This is a genomic window from Pseudomonas solani, from assembly GCF_026072635.1.
Taxonomy (GTDB): Bacteria; Pseudomonadota; Gammaproteobacteria; order Pseudomonadales; family Pseudomonadaceae; genus Metapseudomonas; species Metapseudomonas solani.
Genome location: NZ_AP023081.1, coordinates 4,820,657 through 4,845,028 on the forward strand (window position 1 = coordinate 4,820,657; position 24,372 = coordinate 4,845,028).

Annotated in this window: 37 protein-coding genes; 11 read left to right on the plus strand and 26 right to left on the minus strand. The window is 61.9% G+C overall.

The genetic code is table 11. The features are described 5' to 3' along the window. Positions 1–37: 37 nt before the first annotated feature. From PSm6_RS21965 to PSm6_RS22010, 10 genes are all read right to left on the minus strand, one after another. Positions 38–1,627 (minus strand): ABC-F family ATPase, encoded by a 1,590-nt coding sequence (locus tag PSm6_RS21965; protein WP_031286787.1) that lies wholly within the window; start codon positions 1,625–1,627, stop codon positions 38–40. Positions 1,628–1,647: 20 nt separating this feature from the next. Further along, positions 1,648–2,838, minus strand: a complete 1,191-nt coding sequence (locus tag PSm6_RS21970) for a site-specific integrase (protein WP_265168203.1) — start codon at positions 2,836–2,838, stop codon at positions 1,648–1,650. A 233-nt stretch (positions 2,839–3,071) separates the two neighbouring features. Further along, entirely contained in the window at positions 3,072–3,401 is a 330-nt protein-coding gene (locus tag PSm6_RS21975; RefSeq protein ID WP_265168204.1) for a hypothetical protein, read from the minus strand. After that, a complete protein-coding gene (locus PSm6_RS21980) occupies positions 3,401–3,532 on the minus strand; it encodes a hypothetical protein (protein WP_265168205.1) in 132 nt (43 codons plus the stop codon). Before PSm6_RS21980 ends, PSm6_RS21975 begins: the two co-directional genes overlap by 1 nt. Positions 3,533–3,717: 185 nt before the next feature. Then, entirely contained in the window at positions 3,718–4,008 is a 291-nt protein-coding gene (locus PSm6_RS21985) for a hypothetical protein (protein ID WP_265168206.1), read from the minus strand. Then, positions 4,005–4,205, minus strand: coding sequence for a hypothetical protein (locus PSm6_RS21990; protein ID WP_265168207.1), 201 nt, complete (start codon positions 4,203–4,205; stop codon positions 4,005–4,007). Before PSm6_RS21990 ends, PSm6_RS21985 begins: the two co-directional genes overlap by 4 nt. After that, positions 4,202–4,675 carry an XF1762 family protein gene (locus PSm6_RS21995; RefSeq protein ID WP_265168208.1) on the minus strand — a complete coding sequence of 158 codons (474 nt, stop codon included), beginning with the start codon at positions 4,673–4,675 and terminating at the stop codon, positions 4,202–4,204. Before PSm6_RS21995 ends, PSm6_RS21990 begins: the two co-directional genes overlap by 4 nt. Continuing rightward, on the minus strand, positions 4,672–5,460 hold the full coding sequence (locus PSm6_RS22000; RefSeq protein ID WP_265168210.1) for a Lar family restriction alleviation protein: 789 nt from the start codon (positions 5,458–5,460) through the stop codon (positions 4,672–4,674). The genes PSm6_RS21995 and PSm6_RS22000 overlap by 4 nt, the downstream gene beginning before the upstream one ends. Beyond that, positions 5,457–5,633, minus strand: coding sequence for a hypothetical protein (locus PSm6_RS22005; RefSeq protein WP_265168211.1), 177 nt, complete (start codon positions 5,631–5,633; stop codon positions 5,457–5,459). Before PSm6_RS22005 ends, PSm6_RS22000 begins: the two co-directional genes overlap by 4 nt. Further along, entirely contained in the window at positions 5,630–6,268 is a 639-nt protein-coding gene (locus tag PSm6_RS22010) for a hypothetical protein (RefSeq protein ID WP_371877148.1), read from the minus strand. The genes PSm6_RS22005 and PSm6_RS22010 overlap by 4 nt, the downstream gene beginning before the upstream one ends. Before the next feature lie 573 nt (positions 6,269–6,841). On the opposite strand from PSm6_RS22010, the gene PSm6_RS22015 reads away from it, so the two are divergent. Further along, positions 6,842–7,654 carry a hypothetical protein gene (locus PSm6_RS22015; RefSeq protein ID WP_265168215.1) on the plus strand — a complete coding sequence of 271 codons (813 nt, stop codon included), beginning with the start codon at positions 6,842–6,844 and terminating at the stop codon, positions 7,652–7,654. Between the two features lie 389 nt (positions 7,655–8,043). Here the strand turns inward: PSm6_RS22015 and PSm6_RS22020 are convergent, their stop codons facing one another. The 4 genes from PSm6_RS22020 to PSm6_RS22035 all read right to left on the minus strand — a co-directional run bounded on the left by PSm6_RS22020 (position 8,044) and on the right by PSm6_RS22035 (position 10,561). Further along, positions 8,044–8,253: a HEAT repeat domain-containing protein gene (locus PSm6_RS22020; protein WP_265168216.1), complete on the minus strand. Its 210-nt coding sequence runs from the start codon at positions 8,251–8,253 to the stop codon at positions 8,044–8,046. 41 nt (positions 8,254–8,294) lie between these two features. Then, a complete protein-coding gene (locus PSm6_RS22025; protein WP_265168218.1) occupies positions 8,295–8,498 on the minus strand; it encodes a hypothetical protein in 204 nt (67 codons plus the stop codon). 333 nt (positions 8,499–8,831) lie between these two features. Then, a complete protein-coding gene (locus PSm6_RS22030; protein WP_265168219.1) occupies positions 8,832–9,686 on the minus strand; it encodes an HNH endonuclease in 855 nt (284 codons plus the stop codon). Between the two features lie 65 nt (positions 9,687–9,751). After that, the gene (locus tag PSm6_RS22035; RefSeq protein ID WP_265168220.1) at positions 9,752–10,561 is read right to left on the minus strand and encodes a hypothetical protein; all 810 of its coding nucleotides are present in this window, start codon (positions 10,559–10,561) and stop codon (positions 9,752–9,754) included. A gap of 110 nt (positions 10,562–10,671) precedes the next feature. Here PSm6_RS22035 and PSm6_RS22040 point away from each other — a divergent pair, with 110 nt between their 5' ends. Further along, entirely contained in the window at positions 10,672–10,833 is a 162-nt protein-coding gene (locus tag PSm6_RS22040) for a hypothetical protein (protein ID WP_265168221.1), read from the plus strand. A 140-nt stretch (positions 10,834–10,973) separates the two neighbouring features. Continuing rightward, positions 10,974–11,813 carry a hypothetical protein gene (locus PSm6_RS22045; RefSeq protein ID WP_265168222.1) on the plus strand — a complete coding sequence of 280 codons (840 nt, stop codon included), beginning with the start codon at positions 10,974–10,976 and terminating at the stop codon, positions 11,811–11,813. A gap of 11 nt (positions 11,814–11,824) precedes the next feature. Here PSm6_RS22045 and PSm6_RS22050 read toward each other — a convergent pair whose 3' ends face one another. The 12 genes from PSm6_RS22050 to PSm6_RS22105 form a co-directional block, all read right to left on the minus strand. Next, complete coding sequence (locus PSm6_RS22050) at positions 11,825–11,998, minus strand: hypothetical protein (protein ID WP_265168223.1); 174 nt, start codon at positions 11,996–11,998, stop codon at positions 11,825–11,827. A gap of 80 nt (positions 11,999–12,078) precedes the next feature. Further along, positions 12,079–13,806: an AAA family ATPase gene (locus PSm6_RS22055; RefSeq protein WP_265168224.1), complete on the minus strand. Its 1,728-nt coding sequence runs from the start codon at positions 13,804–13,806 to the stop codon at positions 12,079–12,081. A 6-nt stretch (positions 13,807–13,812) separates the two neighbouring features. Then, the gene (locus PSm6_RS22060; RefSeq protein ID WP_265168225.1) at positions 13,813–14,835 is read right to left on the minus strand and encodes a DNA translocase FtsK; all 1,023 of its coding nucleotides are present in this window, start codon (positions 14,833–14,835) and stop codon (positions 13,813–13,815) included. Positions 14,836–14,847: 12 nt separating this feature from the next. Further along, a complete protein-coding gene (locus tag PSm6_RS22065) occupies positions 14,848–15,048 on the minus strand; it encodes a hypothetical protein (RefSeq protein ID WP_263403133.1) in 201 nt (66 codons plus the stop codon). A gap of 5 nt (positions 15,049–15,053) precedes the next feature. Beyond that, positions 15,054–15,848: a hypothetical protein gene (locus tag PSm6_RS22070; protein WP_263403134.1), complete on the minus strand. Its 795-nt coding sequence runs from the start codon at positions 15,846–15,848 to the stop codon at positions 15,054–15,056. A gap of 8 nt (positions 15,849–15,856) precedes the next feature. Continuing rightward, positions 15,857–16,660 (minus strand): RecB family exonuclease, encoded by an 804-nt coding sequence (locus PSm6_RS22075; protein WP_265168226.1) that lies wholly within the window; start codon positions 16,658–16,660, stop codon positions 15,857–15,859. A gap of 4 nt (positions 16,661–16,664) precedes the next feature. Continuing rightward, the gene (locus PSm6_RS22080) at positions 16,665–16,814 is read right to left on the minus strand and encodes a hypothetical protein (RefSeq protein ID WP_236209870.1); all 150 of its coding nucleotides are present in this window, start codon (positions 16,812–16,814) and stop codon (positions 16,665–16,667) included. Next, positions 16,811–17,053, minus strand: a complete 243-nt coding sequence (locus PSm6_RS22085) for a hypothetical protein (RefSeq protein ID WP_265168227.1) — start codon at positions 17,051–17,053, stop codon at positions 16,811–16,813. Before PSm6_RS22085 ends, PSm6_RS22080 begins: the two co-directional genes overlap by 4 nt. Beyond that, entirely contained in the window at positions 17,046–17,180 is a 135-nt protein-coding gene (locus tag PSm6_RS22090) for a hypothetical protein (RefSeq protein ID WP_265168228.1), read from the minus strand. The genes PSm6_RS22085 and PSm6_RS22090 overlap by 8 nt, the downstream gene beginning before the upstream one ends. Further along, positions 17,177–17,473 carry a hypothetical protein gene (locus PSm6_RS22095; protein ID WP_265168229.1) on the minus strand — a complete coding sequence of 99 codons (297 nt, stop codon included), beginning with the start codon at positions 17,471–17,473 and terminating at the stop codon, positions 17,177–17,179. The genes PSm6_RS22090 and PSm6_RS22095 overlap by 4 nt, the downstream gene beginning before the upstream one ends. Positions 17,474–18,009: 536 nt before the next feature. Continuing rightward, positions 18,010–18,258, minus strand: a complete 249-nt coding sequence (locus PSm6_RS22100; RefSeq protein WP_265168231.1) for a DUF1654 domain-containing protein — start codon at positions 18,256–18,258, stop codon at positions 18,010–18,012. A gap of 108 nt (positions 18,259–18,366) precedes the next feature. After that, positions 18,367–19,020: a LexA family protein gene (locus tag PSm6_RS22105; RefSeq protein WP_265168232.1), complete on the minus strand. Its 654-nt coding sequence runs from the start codon at positions 19,018–19,020 to the stop codon at positions 18,367–18,369. A gap of 109 nt (positions 19,021–19,129) precedes the next feature. Between PSm6_RS22105 and PSm6_RS22110 the strand changes: the two genes are divergently transcribed. The 8 genes from PSm6_RS22110 (at position 19,130) to PSm6_RS22145 (ending at position 24,358) form a co-directional block, all read left to right on the plus strand. Beyond that, complete coding sequence (locus PSm6_RS22110; protein WP_265168233.1) at positions 19,130–19,360, plus strand: helix-turn-helix transcriptional regulator; 231 nt, start codon at positions 19,130–19,132, stop codon at positions 19,358–19,360. Between the two features lie 2 nt (positions 19,361–19,362). Beyond that, positions 19,363–19,671: a CII family transcriptional regulator gene (locus PSm6_RS22115; protein WP_263154035.1), complete on the plus strand. Its 309-nt coding sequence runs from the start codon at positions 19,363–19,365 to the stop codon at positions 19,669–19,671. 567 nt (positions 19,672–20,238) lie between these two features. Beyond that, positions 20,239–21,183, plus strand: a complete 945-nt coding sequence (locus tag PSm6_RS22120) for a DnaT-like ssDNA-binding domain-containing protein (RefSeq protein ID WP_265168234.1) — start codon at positions 20,239–20,241, stop codon at positions 21,181–21,183. Further along, positions 21,176–21,664 (plus strand): RusA family crossover junction endodeoxyribonuclease, encoded by a 489-nt coding sequence (locus tag PSm6_RS22125; RefSeq protein WP_265168236.1) that lies wholly within the window; start codon positions 21,176–21,178, stop codon positions 21,662–21,664. The genes PSm6_RS22120 and PSm6_RS22125 overlap by 8 nt, the downstream gene beginning before the upstream one ends. Further along, positions 21,661–22,239, plus strand: a complete 579-nt coding sequence (locus PSm6_RS22130) for a hypothetical protein (RefSeq protein WP_265168237.1) — start codon at positions 21,661–21,663, stop codon at positions 22,237–22,239. Before PSm6_RS22125 ends, PSm6_RS22130 begins: the two co-directional genes overlap by 4 nt. Before the next feature lie 757 nt (positions 22,240–22,996). Further along, entirely contained in the window at positions 22,997–23,398 is a 402-nt protein-coding gene (locus PSm6_RS22135; RefSeq protein WP_265168238.1) for a putative holin, read from the plus strand. After that, on the plus strand, positions 23,391–23,735 hold the full coding sequence (locus PSm6_RS22140) for a phage holin family protein (RefSeq protein WP_265168239.1): 345 nt from the start codon (positions 23,391–23,393) through the stop codon (positions 23,733–23,735). The genes PSm6_RS22135 and PSm6_RS22140 overlap by 8 nt, the downstream gene beginning before the upstream one ends. Continuing rightward, on the plus strand, positions 23,696–24,358 hold the full coding sequence (locus PSm6_RS22145) for a putative metallopeptidase (RefSeq protein ID WP_265168240.1): 663 nt from the start codon (positions 23,696–23,698) through the stop codon (positions 24,356–24,358). Before PSm6_RS22140 ends, PSm6_RS22145 begins: the two co-directional genes overlap by 40 nt. Positions 24,359–24,372: the final 14 nt, after the last annotated feature.

The following is a 24,372-nucleotide window of genomic DNA, read 5'->3' on the forward strand; positions in this document are numbered from 1 at the left end:
GCATCGGCGGGGCTTTTTCATGGGGCGGAGCGGGGCGTCAGACGATCACGCCCTGGCTGCGCAGGTAGTCGTCGTAGGTGCCGCTGAAGTCGGTCACGCCGGTCTCCGAGAGCTCGATGATGCGGGTGGCCAGGGAGCCGACGAACTCGCGGTCGTGGCTGACGAAGATCAGCGTGCCCGGGTAGTTCTCCAGCGCCAGGTTGAGCGCCTCGATGGATTCCATGTCCAGGTGGTTGGTAGGTTCGTCCATCACCAGCACGTTGGGCTTCTTCAGGATCAGCTTGCCGAACAGCATGCGGCCCTGCTCACCACCGGAGATCACCTTCACCGACTTGAGGATCTCGTCGTTGGAGAACAGCATGCGGCCGAGGGTGCCGCGCACCAGCTGCTCGCCGCCCTGGGTCCACTGACCCATCCAGTCGAACAGGGTGACGTCGTCTTCGAAGTCGTGGGCGTGGTCCTGGGCGTAGTAGCCCAGCTCGGCGCTCTCGGTCCATTTCACGCTGCCGGCGTCCGGGGTCATTTCACCGACCAGGGTGCGCAGCAGGGTGGTCTTGCCGATGCCGTTGGGGCCGATGATGGCGACGCGCTCGCCGGCTTCGATCTGCAGGTCCAGGCCCTTGAACAGTTGCTTGTCCTCGAAGCCCTTGGCCAGCTTCTCCACGGTCACCGCCTGGCGGTGCAGCTTCTTGTGCTGCTCGAAGCGGATGAATGGGCTGACGCGGCTGGACGGCTTGACCTCGGCCAGCTGGATCTTGTCGATCTGCTTGGCGCGGGAGGTGGCCTGCTTGGCTTTCGAGGCGTTGGCGGAGAAGCGGCTGACGAAGGTCTGCAGCTCGGCGATCTGCGCCTTCTTCTTGGCGTTGTCGGCCAGCAGTTGCTCGCGGGACTGGGTCGCCGCAGTCATGTACTCGTCGTAGTTGCCCGGGAACAGGCGCAGCTCGCCGTAGTCCAGGTCCGCCATGTGGGTGCACACGCTGTTCAGGAAGTGGCGGTCGTGGGAAATGATGATCATGGTGCTGTTACGCGCCGTGAGGATGTTTTCCAGCCAGCGGATGGTGTTGATGTCCAGGTGGTTGGTCGGCTCGTCCAGCAGCAGCACTTCCGGGTCCGAGAACAGCGCCTGGGCCAGCAGCACGCGCAGCTTCCAGCCGGGAGCGACTTCGCTCATCGGGCCGAAGTGCTGGGCCAGCGGGATGCCCAGGCCGAGCAGCAGCTCGCCGGCACGGGATTCGGCGGTGTAGCCGTCCATCTCGGCGAACTCGGTCTCCAGCTCGGCCACGGCCATGCCGTCTTCCTCGCTCATCTCCGGCAGGGAGTAGATGCGGTCGCGCTCGGCCTTCACCCGCCACAGTTCCTCGTGGCCCATGATCACGGTGTCGATGACGCTGAAGTTCTCATAGGCGAACTGGTCCTGGCGCAGCTTGCCCAGGCGCACGTTCGGCTCGAGCATCACCTGGCCGCCGGAAGGCTCCAGGTCGCCGCCGAGGATCTTCATGAAGGTCGACTTGCCGCAGCCGTTGGCGCCGATCAGGCCGTAGCGGTTGCCGTTGCCGAACTTGACGGAAACGTTCTCGAACAGCGGCTTGGGGCCGAACTGCATGGTGATATTTGCGGTGGAGATCAAGAGCTTTACCTTTCAATGACTTACAAGCTGTCTGCCGAAGTCGATACCGATTTGATACCAGTATTTAACTTCGCAATCTCGGTCCAATCGGAGCCAGAGTTGATCCAGCGGGCGTACGTAGAGAGAAGCATTTGGACGCTGTTGCCCAACTGCTGCGCGATGAAGGCGGGGTTCATGCCTGACATTAGGCACATTGTCGCATAGGTGTGACGGCAGTTATATGGCTTGCGATAGCGGATACCCAGGGCCTTGAGAATCGGCCGCCACTGGTGGTGGACGTCGGAAGTCTGCTTGATGAACTCGCTGTTCTTCGACGGCGGGAAGACGAACGGCGTTTCCTTGATGCGCCCCTCTCCCTTCTTCCGGCGCTCGGCATATGCCAGGGCGAACTCCAGCGCGTGGATGGCGCGATCGTTCAGCAGCACCGTTCGGTCCTTGTGGGTCTTGGTGCGCTCCTCTACTTCCCCCAATGCAACTACCCGGAATACCCGCACTGTCCTCTTCTGGAAGTCGACGGCGTCCCACTGCAGCGCAATTGCCTCGCCGATCCGCAGCCCCGAATAGAACATGAATTCGTAGAGCGCCGCGTAGATGCTGCTCGGCCAGAAATCACGGGCATACATCGCCTCGATGATCTGGTCCGCCTCCTCTTGGGTGAAGGGGTCAACCTCCTTCTTCCCGCGCCGTGGCAACTCAATTGGCTCTGCAGGGTTCTTGTCGATGACGCCGTCTTCAACGGCGGTGCGCAGCACCGTGCCAAGGCGCCAGATGGCGTTGCGCTTCACCCCAGGCGAAGACCATTCGGTGTCCGCGATGATCTTTCGGAGCAGGGTGGTGGTTATCAGGTCGATGCGGGTTTTGGCCAGATGGGGCTGCCAGTAGAGGTTCAGCGCGCTGACGTAGTTGCCCCTGGTGCCCTTCGACATCCCCCGGCTGTCCAGCCAGAGCTGGGCGTATTCACCGAAGGTGTTGAGCCCTGCCACGTTCGCCGAGCTTGGGAAAAGCTCGGCGTACTTGGCGTCGTCCAGCAGGTCCATCTTTATCAGGCCAACTACCTGAGCACGCAGTCGGGATGCAGCCTGGATGCCTTTTTGCGTGACGGGAAGCGGAAGTGTTTCGCTGCGACGTCTTCCGTTCCAGGTGAAGCGGACACGGAGGGAGTTGCGGAAGATTTCCACCCCGGCGGGCAAGTCCATTGGTTTTCCAGCCATTCATCGTATCTCCGTTTGCTGTAGATGGTTTCGCGGCCGAGCTTGATCCAGACCCCTTCAGGGATCTGCTTGCGGAAGCGCCTGGTGCGCAGTGCTGCGACGGTGGTGCCGAGGAAGGCGGCGAATTGCACCTCGGTGAGCTTGTCGTGTTCGTCCTCAATGCTTTGGTGTGCTGCAGACATAGGGAGGCCTCCCCGCCGGTCATTGCCGGCAGGCTGTGGTGGGGTAGGGGGTTACTCGGTTTGGCTGTGAGCCAGCATTGCGGAGGTGAATGCCTCGCGGCGCAGGCGGTTCAATTCAGCAAGAAGTGCGTCAAGGTCGCTGAAATTCTGTCGAGCTCGGCTTCGCTGAAGCGTGAAGCCGTGCTCTGCCATGAACCAAAGGAAAACGTCGATCGTATAGCACTGCGCCTGGCGCCAATTCACCCGATTTGCTGGGTGGTCATCGTCGCAAACGATGTAATCCGAGATCCCTTTGAACAGGTCTTTGCAGTTATGGAAGTCCCGCATGAACTTCGGCAGGTGCTTCTGATCATTACGCCATTGCTTGAGCTGGTTATCCATCACTCCCCATCCTCAGCCTGGCGGGTGGAGAGGAGGGCTCTCCAGCGCTCTACCTGTTCATCCAGCACGCGCTGTCGAGTCGGGTTGAAGCACGGCGAGCACAGATGCTCTTCGGCGTCGTCGATAGCCATCTCCAGGGCCTCCTGCGCCAACTCCCTCGGCACGCTCACCGCGTCGGGCTGCTGGGGTGGGAGATACTCCACTTTGCGCTCAGGATGACCTATCGGGAGCTGGCAGGTTGCTAGGCCTCGGCACGAATTGTGTCGACTGGCATCTTTGCAGCCGCAGAATTTCGCTTTGTACTCCGCCCACTTGTCTAGGCTCGGCTCCTGCCCCTGATCGCGTCGAGCTCGGCGCGGAGCTTGTGGTTCTCGTCGATCAGGCGAGGCAACTGCTCCTCTACCTGGGCGCGCAGCTGGTCGCGCTCGGCTTGGAGGGCGTCGTAAGAGGGCTCAAGAACGGTATACGGGTTGCTGATCTGCTCCAGCAGTAGGCGAGGTATGCCGGCGGCGCCGGGATAAATACGTTCGCGGCGCTCTAATGCGGCCAGCGCCATTTGAAGGCCGGGGCGGTCTCGCTCGGAAGGGTGCTGACTTGCTCTGCTCATTCGATGACTCCTACCATCTGGCCCTTCAGCTCAGCGGTTTCCTTCATCTCGGATAGCAGTGCAGCCGCATGCTCTGCCGAGATCGCGTACAGGTAGCCACTGAAGGTGCCGTCCGGCGTCGTGTAGTCGTAGGTGAAGAGGTTCCACCGACGACCGCTGACGGTTACGGACATCGGCAATTCGATCACATCGCTCATCGGTCGTTCTCCTGGGGCGGGGTGGGCCATGCGCCCCATCCCCACGCCTGCTTGTCTTCGGTCGGATGTTTGTCGGTGCGCGGTCGGCTCGGGCAATCCCAGCTCCGACCCTTCACGTCCCAGAGCAACTGCCATCCAGCTGCGCGCAGGCTTGCCCCGCTCTCGCTGGCGAGGATGTAGGTCAGCCCACGGCGGTATCCCTTGTCTTGGGCGATGCGCCGGGCGGCGGAATACAACATGCTGCAGGCGTTCGGTGTGCCGTTGGTGCAGAGCCTGGTCACCTCGGCGGTGAGCCCATCATCCAGGGCGCGAGCCACCGGACGGCCGATGACAGCTACGCCAACCAGAACGCCGTTGTCGTCGTGCACAGCCTGGCGCCACAGCGCGCCGACGGGGACGTTGTGGTGCCTGTGGTGCTCGCGGATGAACGCGTCCGCCAGGTCGCGGGTGATTGGTCGAAGCTCTATCACACATCACCCCCATTCCCCGCCTCAGTTGTAACCCCCTGGTTTACACCTGCCAGGTCCATCGCTTCGCGGACTAGCTCGTCCAGCTTGACGGTGAACTTGTGGATGGTCCTGCCGCCGCCCCAGGGCTTCGGCCCTGCGAGCCTGTACCCGCCATCTTCGTTGCCGATGTAGAGCGACGGGCCTTCAACGCCGTTGACGACCTCAACGATGGCAGTCCCGGCAATCTTCGGCATCACGACAGCCTGCTGCTGTTCGGATGCAGGCGGGGTGTAGTGGCAAGTCTCGGCACCCTCCTTGCACCAGCCGCAGCGCTTTCCGTTGCAGGTCTGAGGCCTGGTGCCCACGGCTGGCATCCCGGCAGCAGGCGGGGCGGAGGGCGCGGCCACGATGCGCTCGTGCTGGGCGACGGTCATCAGGGGCTGATATTCGCCATCGGTCTTCCATTCATCCAGGCACGCCTTGTCACTCACGATCCCGCCGGAGAATCCGTAGCGCCACGCCACCACCTCAGGCTTCTCCCCCTGCACCTGCGCGGCGGGAGGGGTGGCGCGGCGGCCCCAGAGCTCGGTAGCTTGCGCCTTCGCTCGCTCAATGAACTGCTCCGCATAGCGGTTTTCGGTGAACGGATCAGCTTGTCGCTCATCAATGGTCATGAGGTCGCTGATCTGAACGCCCACCACCGCCCATCCGCATTTTCCGCATTCGATTACGTAGTAGGTGCCGTCTCCGCTGGGAAGATCAGGAGTTTCCCCGCAGAACGGGCACGGCTTCAGTTCTTCGCTCACGATTTCTTCTCCTGCCGCCTGATTGCGGCGAAGTGCTCACAGATCTTCACGCTCAGCTCTTGGGCGCCAATGCTGGGATGGGTTCCTACGATGCGATTGGCCTGGCGGAGCAGTTCGAGGGTGGAGGCCAGTTCGACCTCCAGTTGCATGCGGGATTTGGTGAGACCGGTCATGGCTGAATCCTCCGGAACTCGACGACCCAGACCCAGGGGTTGGCGTCCCAGCTGCCCGCGCCGTTGATGGATTCCCACAGTGATTCGAAGCTGGCTACCGGCGAGTTGGTCCCGGAGCTCTCGCTGCCATACACGCGCCAATGGCATGTCCCAGCAGGGTCGAGATGGGGGAGGTGTTCGATACCTTCAGCCTGGGCTTGGTGCTCGCTGATGTCCTGCAGCCGCTCGACGCGCACGTCGGTGACCTCCAGCAGGATGCGGGAGGCCCAACGGGGCATGTGGATTGATGGGCGCCATGCGTATCCACGCACTCCGATGTCGCAGTCGGCCAGCGGGTCGGTCGCGGCGAAACGTAGGTCTTGCCCATAACCCCACGCGGGCTTGACCGGTTCGTACTGGCCGGCGCTGAGCGTGGCGAATGTTTCGCGTACCCACAGGCGGTCGCCGGGCTTGCCGTATGGGCAAGCGATGGGGTACTCCATGCCTTCGCTGTCAGAGGTGAAGTCGCAGAACGTGTTGAACGGCTGCCAGCCATTGCCGAAGTCGAGTACGGCAAAGCCGTCTGCGTGCGCCTTGCAAGGCTTCACAGCGCGCCGCGTGACCGTCTTCTGGCCTTCCAGGATGGCGCGAACCATGGGGCCGCTGAACAGGATCGGGCGCTCGCGGTGTTGTTGAACTGTTGACACGGGGAAACCCTCCGGCGCTGTGCGCAGAGTCGGTGAGTAGGAGGTGGGTTACTGAGGCGTTGCTGGTGCTGGCGGCCGGCAGCGAATGCAGGTGCACTGCCCGATGCGCAGGCCGGTGGAGCGGCAGAAGGTGGGAGCGCTCATGGTGCGGTCTCGTCCATTTTCATGGGCATTCCACGGCAGCTATATTCGCCGCTTCATTCAATGGAGGTGGGTATGGCAAAGGACTATGCGGACGGCAGCTACACGTTTTACGAGGGGCGTGGATTCATGACGCCTCTGGGGAGCGAATCACGCGGACTGGTCGGGGTCGTGATGAAAATGGCAAGCCGTTTCTAGTTGTGCGTGGTAATGCGGTCTACGACATCAACGGCTCGAGGCCAGGCTGGATTCGCGAAGCCGGTGATCACCCAGTTCGGCGAGCCGATATTTACAGTGGTCAAAGGTGGTAAAGGGAGCCAGGCATCTCTGATGATTTGTAATGTAGAGCATTCACGCGTTTTCTAAATTTTCGGAGCACTTATGGAGTTAAAACCCGGGTTTAACAAGCACGGATTATCGAGAACTATTCCTCCAGATGTTAAGAGGCAAGTACGCCAGCGATGTGGCTTCGGTTGCATAAAGTGTGGGTGTGGAATCATTCAATACGAACATGTAGATCCTGAATTTCATGAGGCATCGGTCCATGATCCTGCTTCAATTGTTACTCTTTGCCCAACATGTCATGCAAATGTGACATCGAAATTCTGGTCTAAGGCGACTATAAAAAAATATGCAGAAAATCCTGCATGCCTTCAGACGGGGGTTCTCAAACATGAATTCGATTTTTTTAGTGACTCGTATCCTTCCATTCGTATTGGTGGCGTAACTCACACAAACTGTTCTACGCCAATAGAGGTGTTTGACCGACCAGTCATCAGCATAAAACCGCCGGAGACGAAAGGAGGCCCATTCCGTATAAGTGGAACCTTCTGCGATAGATTTGGGGCGCCGACGCTTAAAATAGTTGATAATGAATGGATCGCATACAGCGATAGCTGGGATGTGGAAGTTTCGGCTGGCAAGATAATTATTAGAAATGGGCCGGGGGATATTGTACTTAAGATGGTTGTTGATCCTCCGAATTCACTTTCTGTTGAGAGACTCAAAATGCGAATGGGTTTCGTGGATATAGAAGCGACAGCAGAGAAGCTCGTTATAAATGGGAATTCATTTGTTGGGTTATTATTTGACGGCTGTGATGTCGGCCTTTCGATATATTCATTGCGACGTCCAGCTTTCAATGAACATTGGAGTCCATTGGCGCGCTTCATCCGTGCTCAAGCCTGTGCGTGAGAGGCATTCTTAAAATGGACTTGATTTCGCCACACTCAACCCTATGTCCACCGGTCGCACCCACATCGGCAGGCATGAAAAAGCCCACCGGGGTGGGCTTAGGTTTGGGGGCGATTTGTCATAGCACCCGTGTGGGGCAGTCGGCGGGCCCGGGCCTGGCCATCGCCCCAAGCGCTTCCAGGGTCTGCGCCCGGAAGCGGTGGCCACAGTCCACGCAGGCAACCAGGCTACAACGCACTTTCAGCCCGCTGTCGCCCGCTTGGGGCACCTGCCCCCAGCGGCCGCCCATCGCGTGCGATTCGGTCAGCGTGAACTGGACGCCGCTCTGACCGCCACACATCGGGCAGCCCCGGACGGGGGGCGTAGGCCTGGTCATGGGGTGTGTTCCTTCAGCGGCAGGCGCGGCCCAGGGCTTCAGCCGCTTCCTCGCGCATGCCCTCAGTGGCTGCTTCGTCTTGCGCCACCGTGGCCAGGTAGGCCCGCACCTCACCTTGAGGGACAGAGCCCAGGCCGCGAAGCGCCGCACGGCGGACGCGCTCTGTGTTGTAGCGGTTGTCGGCGATGGCCATCAGGGCGTTATAGGTGTCGCGAATATCCATGGGGCAGCTCCTTGGCTGGGGTAGGGTTGAATGCGTGACGGTCACGCCTGCGGGACCAATTGAAAGACCGCGCCGTCCGAGCGGATGGCGGTCAGGCCGTCGATGCGCGCAACGGCTGTCAGTTCTCCCGCCGGCTGGCGATAGTCAGGGGCGACCTCATACAGCACGCCCTTGACCACTTCGGCGATTTTCTCGCCCGTCCCGGTGATCAGGTCATAGCGGCCTTTGGGATCGTATTCACTCATGGCTCAGCTCCTTGCGGGTTGAGGGCCGGCAGCACCGGCCCGGGGTGGGTTCCTTCAGTTCGTGATGGCCACACACGGTGGCTCAGTTCTTCTTCGGCCCGGTCCGGCATTGCCTCTTCAGGCGACGTTGGGAAATCGGGTTCCGAGCATCCTGCAACATGGCTTCCAGCGACGCCAGGTTGTTCTGCCACAGCTGCTGCCAGCTGCTCGTGTACCAGCAGGTCACCGCGGTATTTTCTGCTGGGCAACGCTCAACCCCATAGCCACCGGCCGCACCCACATCGGCATGTCGCTCAGAATGAACGACTGCCCAACTTGGTCAGCAGCAAAGGGTTAGTTGCTAATTTCGCCCTCGCGCTTCTGTATGTATTCCCGCAGCATTTCATTCTTTTCCTGGCCACCTACGCCGTAGTGGATCTCTCGGTGGCAGGCAGGGCATACGGCGCCGACAAAGAGAGGATGATCCAGTCCGCCATCGGACAGCCGATTGATGTGGTGTGGTTCGAGATACGGAGTTCCGTCTTTTCGCAGGAAGGGGGCCGGCTCTCCGCAGGCCTCGCACAGCCCTTCAGCGCGCAAGAGCACGTAATGCTTTACCTGGGCGCTTCGCTTGTAGATGTTGCGGAGTGTGTTGCCTGCTCCGGCACCTTCGCCGGTCTCCATGGCCTCCATCGCGAGCTGTCGTGCTGCTGCAAGTGATGTAGGTAAGTCCCCTAGAGCGGAGTCTTCAATCACTGCTTCCACTACGCGGTCAATCGGCACCAAGTGGAACACTACGATTTTGCGTGTGTTGCCTTCACGGTCAGGCCCCATCTTCCACGTGAAATCGGCGCAGGCGAACTCGCCTAGGTAGCGTTGACCAAGACTCTTTCCTGCCTTCTTGCCGAGTGCCTTGAAAAGGTGAAGTGAGCGCCCCTCGCGGGCATGCCCAAGTATGGCTCGATTCCCGCCGGCGAGTTGCATGTCTCCGACCTGGCCTTCTCCCGTGTAGTGGAAGACACCGTATTCATCGAAGTGGTCGATGTAGCCGAACTGCTTGCCGCTTTCTCCGCTGAAAATGAAAACGACAGGCGACTGAGCTGAAGGGGAGATGCCACTCTGCCAGCTACCGCCAAACGGTTCATGAATGTCCGTGCGGCGGTCGTATACCTGGCCGATTTCAAAGGCGATCTCTGGAATGGAACTCATGCGCTTTCCTTGGCGTTTGCAAAAGCGCAGAGGGTACTAGGAACAGCGGTGCAAGGTGTACCAGGTCACGCGGTGGGTTCCTTGTGGATGATGTCGGCCTCTGCCATCTCGCAGAAGAAGCTGCAGGACGGAAGGGACTCGTTACGGCGGATGGGGCCATATGGAAGTTCACGGAGGGGGAACCGCTCCCCCTTTCGAGGGCCGGAGCGGTATCGCAGGAACCAAGACCCTGGGCCCAGCTCGTCCTGCACCTGGCACCGTGCTTCGAACACTTCTGGAAAGTCGACTCGCACGGCGCGCCAGTAGGCTTCGCCGCCCTTCGGGCACCCGGGACAGTTCGCGTTGCTGTAGCCAGCTCTGTACATGTAGGGCAGCACAATGCCGGCCCGCAGAATGATCGCCTTGCAGTCCTCCTTGCCTAAGCCGCGCTCAATCAGTGGGGCGATCACAGGGCGGTCCGGATTGCGCTCCCGGAAGTCTTCCAGGCGGTCGGCCTCTTCGGCGGTGTAGCCGAGCACCATCACGTCGCCGGGCTTCTTCCAGGCATCCAGCAGGCGCCGCTTCAGTAGTTTGCTGCAAGGTGCCCCGTGAGGGCCTTTCAAGTAGCGCTCACGCAAGAAGACGTTCTGCACATCGGCACCGTACTTCTCGTCGCGCAACACCGTGAACTGTCGACCGGTCCAGATTTCGCAGTCGGCCAGGAACCGCCGATTGTCTGCGTCCTCGCTAGCCAGGAAGGCGTTGAGAAACTGGACGTCATGGGTCGCACCATACTGTGCGAGCGCCAGCTTGCCGGCCACCGCCGACGCGGCGCCGCAACTGAACTGGACGACGATCCGAGCGTCGGGACGGACGATGGTGGCTCGCAAGGTCATGTGGCTGGTTCCTTTTGCTGGGCACGGCAACGCCGCGCCGCGGTGGCGTATTAGGAGTAGGTGGTCTAACTTCGGAGTCCCGGCATGGAGCCGGTCATAAGGAGATGGCGATGAGCGACGAAAACCAGCAGCAGGAAGACCAGCCGAAGGAGATCGAACAGAAGGAGTTAGATGACGCGGCGCAAAGGCCGGCTGGAGCCTTCGACGACCTGCTTAAGCAAATTGCCCCGACGGTTCCGCCATACATCGGGCAGATACCTGGAAAGCTCTGAGGACTGACTTTGGACATTCCTGCCGTGATGTCATGCGGCGGGTTCCTTAACGAATCCGCACCGTAGTGGCGCTTTGAGATTGGTTGAGATAGGTTCGCGGCTTCAGGCGAGCGCGTCGTTGTGGAAAAGGGAAGGAAGTTATGAAAATTGATCTTTCAATTCGGTGCGATTGCGGGTGTTTGATTCAGGAAGCCGTGTATTGCCCGGAGCCAAACTTTAGTGCTGATCGAAATATCGATAGCCAGACTGAAGACGAAGCAGATATTTATTGCCCCGAGTGTAGCGTTCATCATGTTGTGCTGATTTCTAATTCTTATGGTGGGGTGGACTGTTCCATGTCCACCGATAAGGGAATCTTGGCCTATGACCTTCCTTACTACGACGAAGAGGAAGAGTTAGACTGGGTTGTAAGTGGTGCGGACGATTCAGCTATTGAAATATTCCGCAGTCACTTGGCGTCTGTAGAAACTTTGCTTAAAGCGGAACTGCCCTTTAAGGCACAAAAAAATCTACAAGTAATGCTGTATGCGCACGTCGTTGCTGCAGCAGAATCTTATTTGTCTAAGACATTCATACAGCTCACTGTTAACGATAATTTGCGGATTCGACAGTTAGTCGAAAGCAATAGCGATTTGTCTGTAAGGCCTATGGTGTTGGGTGAGCTATTCAAGAAAAATGATGAGATCAAAAGAATCGTAGGCTCTTATTTGCAGGATTTGATTTTTCATCGTCTGGATAAAATAAAGCCGATGTATAAAAGTGTGTTAGGTATCGATTTCGGCGATATTACATGGTTCTTCCGGGCGGTAGCCAAACGACACGATTGTGTTCATAGGGCTGGATATACAAAGCAGGGGAGTACTATAGAAATCAGTCCCGTGGAAATTCTAGATTTGATGAAGAAATTGGAAAAATTCGTGAATAAAGTTGAGATGGAAGCAAGCTTAATACGAACGGTGTATGAAGATACCCCGTTCTAGTTATATGCCCCTTATAAAGCTGGCCAGGTTTCATATGCCCGAACCTTCTCAATGGTTCGGTAATGGACGCCGTACTGGTCGGCGAGCTGGCGCGCGGTGAGTCGGTAGCCGGCGGCGCGGATCTGGCGCACCTGGTCCGGCGTCAGCACCGCACATGGGCGGGCGGGGTTGTTCGGTCTGGCCATGGTTTCCTCGGGGCGAGCCGGCCCTGGCCGCGGCTGGCGCGGCAGGGCGAGGAGGGAGGGGCCGCCCGAGTGGGCGGCGGTTACGCGGCCTGGCTGGTGCTGGGCTGGACGATGGCGCCGCTCTCGATCCAGTAGGAGGCGATCGCCGCCGGCAGCTTGGCGGGCGGCTCCTTCAGCGTGCCGCACAGCACCACCGAGTCGATGGCCTTGATCTTCGCCAGCTCCAGGAGCAGGCCCAGCAGTTGGCTGCGGGATTTCAGGTCCAGCACATCGAACCGGTCCAGCAACACCATGCGCAGCTCGGACAGCTGAGCGATGGCCAGGGCCACCAGGGTGTCGACGCGCCAGCGCTCCGACTCGGACAGCAGGCCGTAGGCGCGGTCGCCGTAGGTCAGCGCCATGTCGTTGCCGATCACCACCGGCCGCCATTTGGCCAGGCGGGCCAGGATGGCGAGCGAGTCGTTGACCGGTGCCAGAGCCTCGCCGAGCAGCTTCGCGGGGATGCCGGCAGGGGCCAGGGCGTCGCCGATCAGCGACCAGGCGACGACGTCCGCATGGTGCCGCGCGGCCTTGTCGATCACGGCCTGGCGGTCGGCGATAGCTCGGGCCACCTCCTGCAGCGCCTCGACCTTGGCGCGCAGCGCGTCGCGCTGCTGGCGCAGCTCGTTGATCGCCTGCTCTGCGGTCTCGATCGCCTCCGCCGACACCTCTGCGGCCAGTTCGGCCTTCAGCTCCTTGATCTGCTTGACTGCGGCCTCGGAACTGGCGACATCGCGCAGGCTGTTGTCGATCGCGCGCATGGCGCTTTGCAGGTAGCCCTCGTATTCCGCGACACGCTTTGCCGCTTCAGCTGCATCTGCGCCAGGGACAGTGGGCAGCTTCATCAGTTTGCCGTCCTCCATCACCAGCAGCTCGCTGCAGCACGGGCACTTCATCGCGGTTGCGGCGCTGGCGGCCTGCTCGGCTTCAATCAGCTTCTGCGACCACTCCAGCTGGCGCTTCCGGTCTTCCTCCAACTTCACGGTACGGCGCGCGAGCAAGTCGGCCTCGGGCACCAACTCGGCGACCTTGGCCTGGCGCTGCGCGTTGTTCTGCGCGTTGGCGCGGTGGCCACCCAGCGCCTCCTGCGCGTCGGCCAGGTCCTGCTCGACCTGCTGCAGCTGGTTCTGGCTGTTGGCCAGGTCCTGCTGGTCGACGGAAGTGGCCGGCAGCTCCGGTTCCCAGCCGTCGGCCTTCACTTCGCCCCACACCTCGCCGGTGACACCACGCCATGCGCCCTTGGCGTCGGTGGCGCGGGCCTTGGCGTCCTCGCTGGCGGCGGGGAATCCCGACAACAGCAGCGGCTTGATCGTCGCCACCTTGTCAGGCTGCGCGCCCAGTTCCAGCAGGCGCTTCTCGATCAGGTCCGGGGTCGCCTTGCAGTTGGTGAGCTGGAACAGCAGCCGGCGGCGATCGTCGGCGCTGCCGGTGGCGAACAGCGTCGAGTCCAGCACATAGGGCAGGTACTGCGCGCCGGCCGGCAGGTGCTCGCCGTGGTCGCCGCTGGGCAGCTTCATTTCGCCCATCTGCTCGCCGTCGGCCCAGATTGCAGCGCGGCCGCGCTTGGCACCCTCGCTGACCAGCTGGGCCAGGTCTTTCTTCTTCGCCACACGACGGGGCTTGCCGAGCAGCGCCATGCTCACGGCGTCGCCCAGGCTGGACTTGCCAGCGCCATTCGGGCCGGCAACCAGGGTGATTGGGGTACGCAGCGCCAGGTCGGCGCTACGCAAGCCCAGGACGTTCTCTACCAGGATTCGGTCCAGGTGCATGATGGGTCACTCCAGGGTGATCGGAACTTCGGGTTGATCGTCGGCCTCTTCCGGGGCCGCGGGCTCTTCGCTGCTGGTCACGGCGATGTCCGGCGTACGCGCATCCAGCAGCGGATGGTTGCCCTTGTCGTCCGGCTCACCGACCACACCCGCATCACGCAGACGAGCGATCAGGGCCTCGGCCTGGTCCTGGCCGATGGCGAGGCGCATCTGCAACCAGGAGATGCTTCCTCCAGCGTCCTCGCGCACGATGGCTTCGGCCTGCGCGTAGAGGTCGTCGGCCTGCTCCTCGGGGGTGTGCAGCGGCTCGGGCTCCTGCTCGTGGCCGGCGGGCGGCGGGATAAGCACGTCGCGCGCGCCGTTGGAGTTCGGCGCGGTGACCAGGCCTTCGCGCTCCATGCGCTCGATCAGGCGAGCGGCGCGGTTGTAGCCGACCGTGAACTTCCGCTGGACCGCAGAGATGGTCGCGCGCCGGGTTTCGCTGATGACGCGGACAACGTCCTGGTACAGGGGATCGTCGCCATCCGAGATGTCGTCGTCGCGACCGCGCAGGTCCAGGCCGCCAAGGATCTCGCTGGCCGGCAGTGCCAGGGTTTTCTGGTCGCGATCGGGGACGATGTCGTCCATCGCCTCTTCGTAGTCGTTCGGCGCGATCACCAGCAGGCACAGCTTCCCGGCGGAGTCGGTGAGAGCGTGTTTGCTCGGCTCGTGCGCATCGACCTTGGCGGTGATCGTCAGCGTTTTCGCTTCGACCTTGATGGACTTCATCTCGACTTGCACGTGCTCCACGTCGCGGGTGCTGATGGTGCGAATTGCGACCGTCGCCGCGTCACGTGCGGCGTCGGTCAAGCGGTCGATCACTTCCTGCTGCGTGGACTCGTTCAGGCTGCTGTAGGCCGCCTTGAGGTTGCGCAGTTCGCCCAGGCAAGCGGCTACCAGGTCGTGGACCAGCAGCTCGTGGGCGAGCTCGCTGGGATACAGGCCCATGCTGCGGGCACGGTCGATGATGCTGCGGTGTTCGATCTTCATGGGGTGGGGCTCCTATTGGGCGGCGATGCGCTCCAGCTGCTGGAGCTGGGAGTCGCTGAGGTAGGTGTGGGGGCCATAACGCTTGAAGGTGTCGCGGAGGTCGGCGGTGAACTGCTCGTCCCAGTCGCCTTGGGCGACTATCTCGGCGGCGCAGAGCAGGGCGTTGAACTCCTCGACACGGTCGAAGCGCTCTTCAACCGTGCGGGATGCCATGGGGATTACTCGAGAACCAGGTCGCCGCCTTCCGGCTCGTCGTCCTGCTGCTGGGGCTCGTCGGCCGCAGCAGCGGCAGGCGCTGGTGCCTCGGGCTCGGCGTCCAGGATTTCGCCGGTTTCCATGTCCACCACCGGGCCCGGGGCGGTGTCGCGCAACGAATCGAGATCGACGCTGAAGCTTCCGTCGTTGCTGCGCTGCGCGTCGTAGGTGTCGCGGATTTCCTCCTCGGTCACCAGGCCCATGCCGAGGTCCGGCGCGTAAGCGCGTTGCCAGAAGGCCGCCGATCGGTAGATAAACATCTGGTCGGCCATGGTCATCCACTTGCTGCCCGACTTGCTGGACCAGCCCTCGGCCTTGACCATCGCCCAGTCGACGACGATCCCATCCAAGCGCTCACCGGTTTCGCGCTCGATCGCCCAGGCGCGGCAACCGTAGTCGTCCTTTCCCTTGGTGCCGACCCACTCATAGCGGAGCGTGCTGTATCGGCCGCAGGTGTTCACGGTGGCGATCAGGAACTTGCTGGACCAGCCCGGCGTACCGTGCACGACATACAGGTTCTGCATCACCATCAGCGGGTTGGCGCCAATGCGCCGCGCCATGTCCAGGGCGATCATGCAGTTCGGCAGGTTGCCCTGGTAATGCTTGGGCACCAGGTTGGAGCTGGAGAAGGCTTTCGCGATGCGCTGCATCAGTTCGAAGCCCTGCAGGTCGAAGAAGCTCATTGCCACGGGCGGTTGGTGGTGAGCAGCAGCGAGCTGTTGCTGTTGCAGGCCTTGAAGCGTTTGGGTCTGGGTCATGGTGAGCCTCAGTCGTGGTAGGGGCAGGTGGACCAGCGCGGGCAGTAGCGGGCGCTGCAGAGGTTGCTCTGGGGGTTCGGGGGAAACAGGCCGGTGCGGAACATGTCGGCGGCAAACTGGATCAGCCCGGGCGCTGCGTCGGTGCCCACCATCAGCTCGCGCGCGCCCTCGACCTCGGCGGTGGCAGCCTCGGGCCGGCCCTTGGTCTTCAGGCCGATGATTTCGGCCGGTGCTGTGGTCGCATGCCCGGTGGTGTGCTGGTAGAGCAGCTCGTAAGTGCCCAACTGAGGCTTGTGCCCCCTGGTCTTCGCCACTCCATCGACGACCGCGCTGGTGCCGGTCTTCACGTCGGCGATGCCGGTGCCGTACTCGTTGCGCTTGATGCGCGCTCGGTCGAGGGTGCCGGTCAAGCGGACGATGACCCCGCCGCCGCAATCGATCTCCAGCGGCTTCGTCTCCAACTCCACGGCCACGAAGTCGTAGCGGGGGCTGATGTCGGTGCAGTACCTAGTCAGCAGGGCGAGGCCGGTGCTTTCCGCCTGCTTCAGCGTGATGTCGGCGCCGCGCCAGTCGACTTCCCGGTCCGGGTTCTGCAGCGCGTCAACCAGGTGGGCGGCGGCGTCGAAGGGCGTCAGCGGCTGGCCGGTGACCCGGGCGATATCGAACGCGGCGGTGCCGGCGTGAATCGCAGTGCCCAGCAGGGCGCGCGGGCTGCTCGGCGATCGCATGCCCAGCAGGTGCACGCCCTCCCATTTGTAGGCGCAGTCGAACAGCGAGCCCCACGAGGAGGCCCGCACGGTGGTGATGGACATTGGATTACCTCTGCCGGGTATAAGCGGTGGCCGGCTGCTCGGCGGTGATCTCGCCGCCGAGGGAGATGACGACCAGCAGGCCGGTGAACAGGGCGAGGGCGGCCAGAGCGCCGCGCCAGATGACGAAGCGCCGGGCGCGTTGGTAGCGGGTCATGGGGTGCACCACTCGCTTCCGCCGCAGTAGTTGCCTTCTTCGGAGTACTCCCCCGCCATCGCCGGCCATTCGTAAGGCTGTTCGCAGCGGCGGCAGCATGCGGACCAGCTGCCGTCCTTCATTAGCTCCAGGCCCTCGGGCCCACGACCCTGCAGGTACTCGTTTCGCAGGTTGCGCTCGATGCGGCTCTCGCGCTTTCGGCGGGCCGCGGCCAGGGCTTCCAGGTCGCGCTTATCCATGACGCACCTCGCAATACCAGACCCCACCAATGCGCATGGGGAAGCGGATGAAGTCGGCCGGCGCCGAAGCGCCGCGACGTTTTGCAGTGGCCATCAGCAGGGCCAGGCTGTTGTGTTGGAGGCTCACCGGTCCGTCTCCTTGCGGACCTGGGCGTCGATCGCCTCGGCGACCGCGTCGTGCAGGGGCTCGGCGATCAGCTGGACGCTCTGCTTGCCGAGGAAGCGCGGGTAGGTGTCCAGCAGCGGCAGCAGGTTGCTCCAGAACTCCTTGCGCTGAGCCTTCGGAGCATCGGCCATGATTTCCTCCAGGCGCTCCCAGTCGATGTCGTCGCGGAGCTGGTCGGAGCGCAGGTCTTGCGCCAGACGGCGGTCGTAGTCGCGGTTGATCTGGTGCTGGTGAGCGATGGCGGTCATGGCCATGGTCGTGTCCTCGCTGGTGTGCCTGCAGTTGGCAGCACTCGTGCGCCCCGCTTGGTGCCGGTGGGCGCGGGGGTGAGTGCTCTCAACTGGAGGCGAAAAAAAGCCCCGGTGTGAGCGGGGCAAGGTGTGGAGCAGCAGGTGATGCGGAGGGGCCGCATCGGTGGACGGTCCGGCTCTCAGCCGTGGCGCAGGTGCGCCGCCGAACCGCCCACCGATACAGCCCCGGCGCCGTAGCGCCAGGGTTGGTGAATCTGGCCGCTGTTACTTCCTGCGCCACCTGCGGCTGGGCGCTGTGCTCCTGTCGGTCCCGCTGGACAAACCATTGCGGGGCAGGGGGTAGAGAGCTCATCTCGTGAGCCCACTCAATTCGCTGAGTCCCGGGCTAGCCGGCGATTACCCGGCTTGTCACGGTCCGTGTTCAGACCGTGGTTAAATAATCACGTAATGTGTTTGATCTGTCAAACACGTTTCGTGATTTATTTTCGCCAGGACGAAAAAAAGCCCGCAGTGGGCGGGCTTTGGAAAGGGCTGAGGGATCAGTGTCGTTCGATGAACCAACCCACATGCACGCTTCCATCCGCGCGAGGGGTCAGGCGAACACCCGGAGCCTCGCGGATTTCTTCCATCAGTTGCTCCCAGGCGATCTGGGTGTCTGCGGGCTCGCGCGAAATCACTATTTGGTGCTCGATCCTGGCGCGGGGAGTGCTCACCAGAGCCTGTACGCGCCGCGCAAGGTCGAGATAGCTCTGGTAGTCGGGCTCATGCTGGTACTGCGCATGCAACATAGGGATCTCCATATACTGTATGAATAAACAGTATTTCCTATAATAGCCGATGGCAATAGGCAGGAACGAAAAAGCCCCGCAAGAGCGGGGCTTTCGGGCGTCTCGATGTCAGATGTATCTGCGCCTGGACTCGACGACAACGCCCACAAGGCGGCAGTTTCCGTTGATTTCGATCAACGGGTATGTGGGGTTCAAGGGCTTTAGGAAGGACCGGCCGCCATCGCGCACCAGCTGCTTGAAGTTCGCCTTGTCGTCGTTCACGAGCTTGGCGATCACCAGATGTCCTGGCCGGGGCTCGATCCCAGTATCCACCAGGACCATGCTGCCTTCCGGGAAGCTCTCCCCATATTGCGCGGTCATCGAGTCCCCATCCACGCGGAGCCAGAAGCAGGGCCCCTTGCCCATGTAGTCGCTGACGATGTGCTCGTCTTCCGCGCCTGGCTCGAAGGGTTGGACTGCATCCCCCCACAGGCCGGCCGAAACGGAGCTAAGGACAGGGTAGCGGTACGAGCGATCAGCCGGGGCGACGACCTGTGCGTTGCCTCCTGCTTCCTTCGAGTCGCCTTCGCCGAGAAGCACGGCGATCGACACGCCCAGGGCCGAAGACATTTTTTCAAGGTCATCCAGGCCCGGCTCTCGCAGATTCTTCTCGTAGTTCCCCACGCGCGATTGAGAACCCCACCCGCAGGCCATGGCTAGGGCCTTCTGGGAGAGTCGTTTGAGGCTGCGGTAATGGGCGATGCGTTCGCCAAGAGTATTCATGCTGCAGATTGTAATCACGCTCTGCAATGTCGTGTTTTCACTTAATGTGTTTGCGAATATCACGATACGTGTTTATCCTCTGATCGGTGACTCATAAGGAGCCGATTCAATGAACCGTATTCGCGAGACCCGAGAGGGCGCCGGCATCAGCCAGGCAGCCCTCTACAAGAAGCTGGGTTGGAGGCAGTCACGCCTCGCCAACTACGAAAGCGGAAACCGCACACCAGGCCTGAATGAGGCTCGCGAAATCATCGCCGCCCTTGCCGGGCTCGGCGTCGTCTGCGATTTGGACGAGGTATTCCCGCAGCCCGACCCTGAAGCTTCCAAGTCGGTGGCATAGCCATGTCCACGGAGCAATTGAGCCAGGAACAGACGGTAAGAGCCCGCAAGAACTTCGCCGTTCTCATGCAGCGCCTTGCGTCGATAGGCAATGGGCCTGTGGCGCTTGCAGTGGGTTGCGACGAAGCGACCATCAGCCGCATGAAGCCGGAGAAGTTCCAGCAGTTCGCCGAGATCCTGGCGGTGCTGGACCTGAAGATCGTTCCCAAGGAAATGCGCTGCTTCCACGAGCGCGACATCGAAACGATCCTCCACCAGGCGAAGCGCTACATGGAGCACATCCAGGGCGTCGACCAGCTGGAGTTCGACTGAAGTGCCAGCGTTCCAGATCAACGACGACGAGTGGAATGCGCTCTTCGACGAGCCGCACCACCTGCTCAAGGTGTACTGCGCGATCCGCCGAGCCATGGACTTCGCCACCGGCATTGCTGGGGTCGAACGCCGCTTGAGCGAGCAGATGCTGCGCGAACTGCTGAGCATCCCCGCGTCACCTGGCCGGCCGGCGTACACCGCCACCCGCAAGGAAATCCGCTACGCCCTGGACAGCCTGGCCCGCCTGGGCCTTCTCGCGCCTCTGCCATCCGTTGGCCCTCTCGTGTTCCAGCTCCCCCACGCCGCACACGATAAATCCGCCTCGGAGAGGTGGGGCCGTATTTCCGGCGCAGGTGGGGCCAGACCTGGGGCCTTAGCTGGGGCCAAGCCGGAAACTCTGGAAGCCCCGGATCACGTGGGCTTCAGCGACTACGACGCGGCAGGTGGGGCCGTAGGTGGGAACGGAGGTTCGGAAGAGGTGGGGCCAGAGGTGGGGCCCACCTCCGGAGTTCTTCCTACCCCCCTGATTTACCGCGCGAGCCCATCGGCGTCGCTGGCCGCTTCGCCATGCATGACCACTGGATACCGAGCCCCAAGGGCTGGAAGGCGACGCTGCTGCGCAACGGCATGCAAGCGGCCGCACTCAGCGACGACGTCCTGCTCGAGTTCCGTTCGTACTGGATCAATTGCCCCGACAAACACCAATCCCAGGGCCAGTGGGAACACGCACTGGCCCAGGAACTCAAGAGGAAGACCCGCTATGCACAGTCCACAGGAACAGGTGCCGGACCACTTCAAACAAATACCAATCCACACCGCCCCCGCGTGGAAACGGCGCTGGTGGGAAAGGCGCTGGCTCAGCCATCGACCGAGTCCAGCAAGCCATCGCAGCCCGAGACGCTGGCCACGCGGTTGCTGGATCAATTCTGGATCCGGATGACTGAGATGTACGGGCACCGCTGGATCTCGAACTACGGCGACACGCCAAAGCCCGACAGCGTGTGGGGCAAGGTGCTCGCAGGCCTCACCGGCGCGCAGCTGGCCATCGGCCTCGGCGCCCTGGTCGACCGCGGCGAGGAGTTCGACTGGCCTCCGCCGGCCAACGCTTTCCGCGCGCTCTGCCTGCAGGTGCCTGGCCTCCCAACCGAGGGCGAGGCCTGGGACCAGGCGCTGCGTGGCGAGTACCAGCACGAGGCAGTCCGCATCGCGGCCAAGGCCACCGGCACCTACGACCTGAAGGGCGCCAAGCTCAACGACAAAGGCCTGCGCGCTCGCTTCAATCGCAACTACGCAATCGTCCGGGCCAGGGCGGTGATGGGTAAGCCGCTTGATGGCCACATCCCCGAGGCGATCGGCTATGAGGTCAAGACGCCGATGCAGGTGCAGTTCGCGCACAGCCACCAGCAGGCCCGCGACCTGATCATGGCGCAGAATCTGCCCATGGACGCCAAGCAGGCGCGCGAGCTGCTGCTGGCCAAGATGGGTATCCGCCGGGAGGGCCGCCATGCGTGAGCTGTGGCAGATCGTGGAGTTCTTCGTGCCTGGCGAGCCGGTGGGGAAGATGCGGCACCGTGCCGTTTCGCGTAAGCGGCGCGAGAAGTCGACGGGGCAGATGGGCAGCTACATCGCCCATATCACGCCCCAGCGCACGGAGGACTACGAGGCTTTGGTGGCGAGCACCGGCTGCAAGGCAATGCAAGCGCGCCAGTTGATCGCCGGACCAGTGCTGGTGGAGCTGCACATGGGCTTGAGCATCCCACAGTCGATGTCCAAGAAGCGGAGAGCCCTTGCGGTTGCCGGGCGCATCTTCCCCACCAAGAAGCCGGACGTGGATAACGTCATCAAGAGCATTTTCGACGGGCTCAACGGAGCCGTGTGGGTTGACGACGTCCAGGTCGTGGACACCGTGGTGCGCAAGCGCTACGCGGAAACACCAGGTGTGAGGGTGCGCGTTGTGCCGCTCTTCACCGCAGATCACCAGGAGGCAGTATGAGGCTCATTGGAGCGCGCCAGGCATGGCACGATGCATTCCACGACAGCACCCCGTCGGCCCTGGCCGTCGCTGCCGACAAGGCGACGCTTGGGAAGCGGGGCAGGGTGGCCAACGAGACTTTCCCGTCGCGGCAGGAAACCAACGGGCGATGCGCCCACATGCTGGCCTCGGGGCTGGTGCAGAGCGCCATCGCCACGCTACCGAAGCCGCTGCAGCACTTTGGACACGCGCTCTACTCTCCGGTGGGCAACGGCCAAGACCTGAACATCGCTCACGCCCTGGTTTGGTTCACAACCGAGATGCAGGCGATGTCGCCCAGGCGCCAGGCGGTGGCCTACTGGATGGCCATGGCCGCGTTCAACTCGCACCGCGGCATGGTGTGGGGCGGGGAAGGGTGGGGACCAGGTCGCGTCTGCATGTTCGTGCAGGACTGGTACGGCTACCGCGTCGACGCCAGCAACTGGTCCAGGGACTGGGCCGTGGTGTGGGAGACACTGGCGAAGACCATCGACGAACTCGATGCAAAAGCCCTTCGGCCGGTGGCGGCTGTGGTCAAGCAGCACAAGGCCGCTTGACCATTTGACGAGTGTTTTGATAGATTTTTGTCACTTTGCGATTCATCGCTCGAAAGAAATGTATTAAATATCAAGGCCCGACTAGATGTCGGGCTTTTTTGTTCTCTTTCGAAATATTTTAATCACTCTTCTCTGTCATACTGATATTTATCAGAAGAGGTGAGTATGAAAAGTAAGCGAATCAGTATTTCGCAATTAATTGGTTCGGATGTCCCCAAGCGAATTCGTGACGGGGGTTATGACTCGATGTTTTGTGTCTTTGTTGGGCGAAAGCTTGAAGCTGCTTTCGTTAATTTGGAAGAGTTGAATAAGTACATGCCACACATTGAAGGTGAGGCAGCTCTTGTAGTGCATTGAGGTGCCGGCCCTGCTGGTCTTCACTGTAGAACGGCTCTACAAGTCATTGAGCCACTATTACCGGCGGTCTACATTGACTATCTATTTCCCGCGAGAGGCTTAATGTACAACCTCATCAACGGAGAAAAAGAATGAACAGCCGAAATAGTGATAATCAAGGTAAAAATCAGCAGGCCCAGAATAAAGGGGCTGCAACAAGTGGGAATCATCAAGGGCCCACGAAAGTGCAGGAGCAGCTGCCTCCGCAGGATCAACAGCCGAAAGACCTGAACCGACGATCGATACAGAAATAGTTCTTTAGCTTCGACAGGGCCCAGCAGAAATGCTGGGCTTTTTTATTTGAACTTACCTCGCCTTCGCGGGGTTTTTTTATGCGCACACGACCGCTTTGGAGAATTCCATGACCGAGCCGAGCTCGATTGCAGCCTCTGCAGTACCGAGCCTCCTCGGCATTACTGCGGCTTCCATGATCCCCGGCGTCGACATCAGCGCCGTGATCGGCGCCTGCGGCGGCGCACTCTTCTTCGTGACCTGGGCTCGTGACCTGTCCATCTGGGCACGACTCGGCTACCTGGTGGTCTCTTGGATCGGTGGTTACTTCGTTGCGACCGAGATGGTCGGGCGAGGGGTTACCACCTTCAGCGGGCTCCCGGCGCTGGTCGCCGCAGCCCTGATCGTTACGCTGCTGATCAGCGTGGCCGAGTGGGTGAAGGGCGGGCAGATGCCGAGTTGGATACGCGCGGTTCTGGCCTGGACCCGCCACGCGCTGGGCCGTCCTGGCTCCGGAGGCACCAATGACTAGCATCCCCCTCGACCCTTGGGCAGCAACTGCTGCGGTTACCTGCGGCGCCTTCTGCTTGCGGATCGTGTTCTGGCGACCCGAGGGGCACCAGTACAAGCTGGTCCCGTCCCTGATGGCCTGGGTGCTGGCTTTCCTCTCCGGCGGCTACGGGCTGTCGGTGCTGCTCCACTCGCTCTATGGCATGCCGGTTGATCCGGTGTCGCCGTTGCTGGTGGGACTGCTGGTGGTGCTGACCGTCCAGCTGTACCGGGCACGCGGCAACGTCGCTGCCCTTCTTCGTGTGGAGTGGGAGCGGCCATGGTCCGGAATCGAACGCCGCAAGGGGCAGACGCTGTAACCCGGCGACCTCTCCCGCCTGCCCGCATAGGGCACATCCCCGACGGTGGCCGCTGGCCGGCCGACCTGGTGCCAGCGCCTGAGCTGCGCGAGTGGGTGATGGCCACCTTCATCCGCGAAGGGGCCAGGCTGTTCAACGAAGACCACGCCCACCTGGCAGAGGCAGACCTTGAATTCATGTGGGCCAGCACGGCCTACCGCAAGGCCGGCCGCATGGTGCTGGGCCAGGCCGAACAGGTGGCGTTCCGTGTTGGGGGCTGGCAGCGCGCCCGGGGCGAGCAGCAGATGGGGGAATGGTTCGGGCGAGTGCCCGACTTCGTCATCACCCTGGCCGCTGACTACAGCTCCATCTGTTCCGACGCCGACTTCTGCGCCCTGGTGGAGCACGAGCTGTACCACGTCGCCCAGGCGCTGGATGAATACGGCGCACCCAAGTTCACCGACGCCGGCCTGCCGAAGCTCACGCTGCGCGGCCACGATGTGGAGGAGTTCGTCGGCGTTGTCCGGCGCTACGGCCCCACCCACGAAGTCCAGCGGCTCATCGATGCCGCCGGCAACCCGCCCGAGGTGGGTTTGACCAACATCGCGAGGGCCTGCGGAACCTGTCTCCTCAAGTCGGCCTGATCCCCTGACAGGTT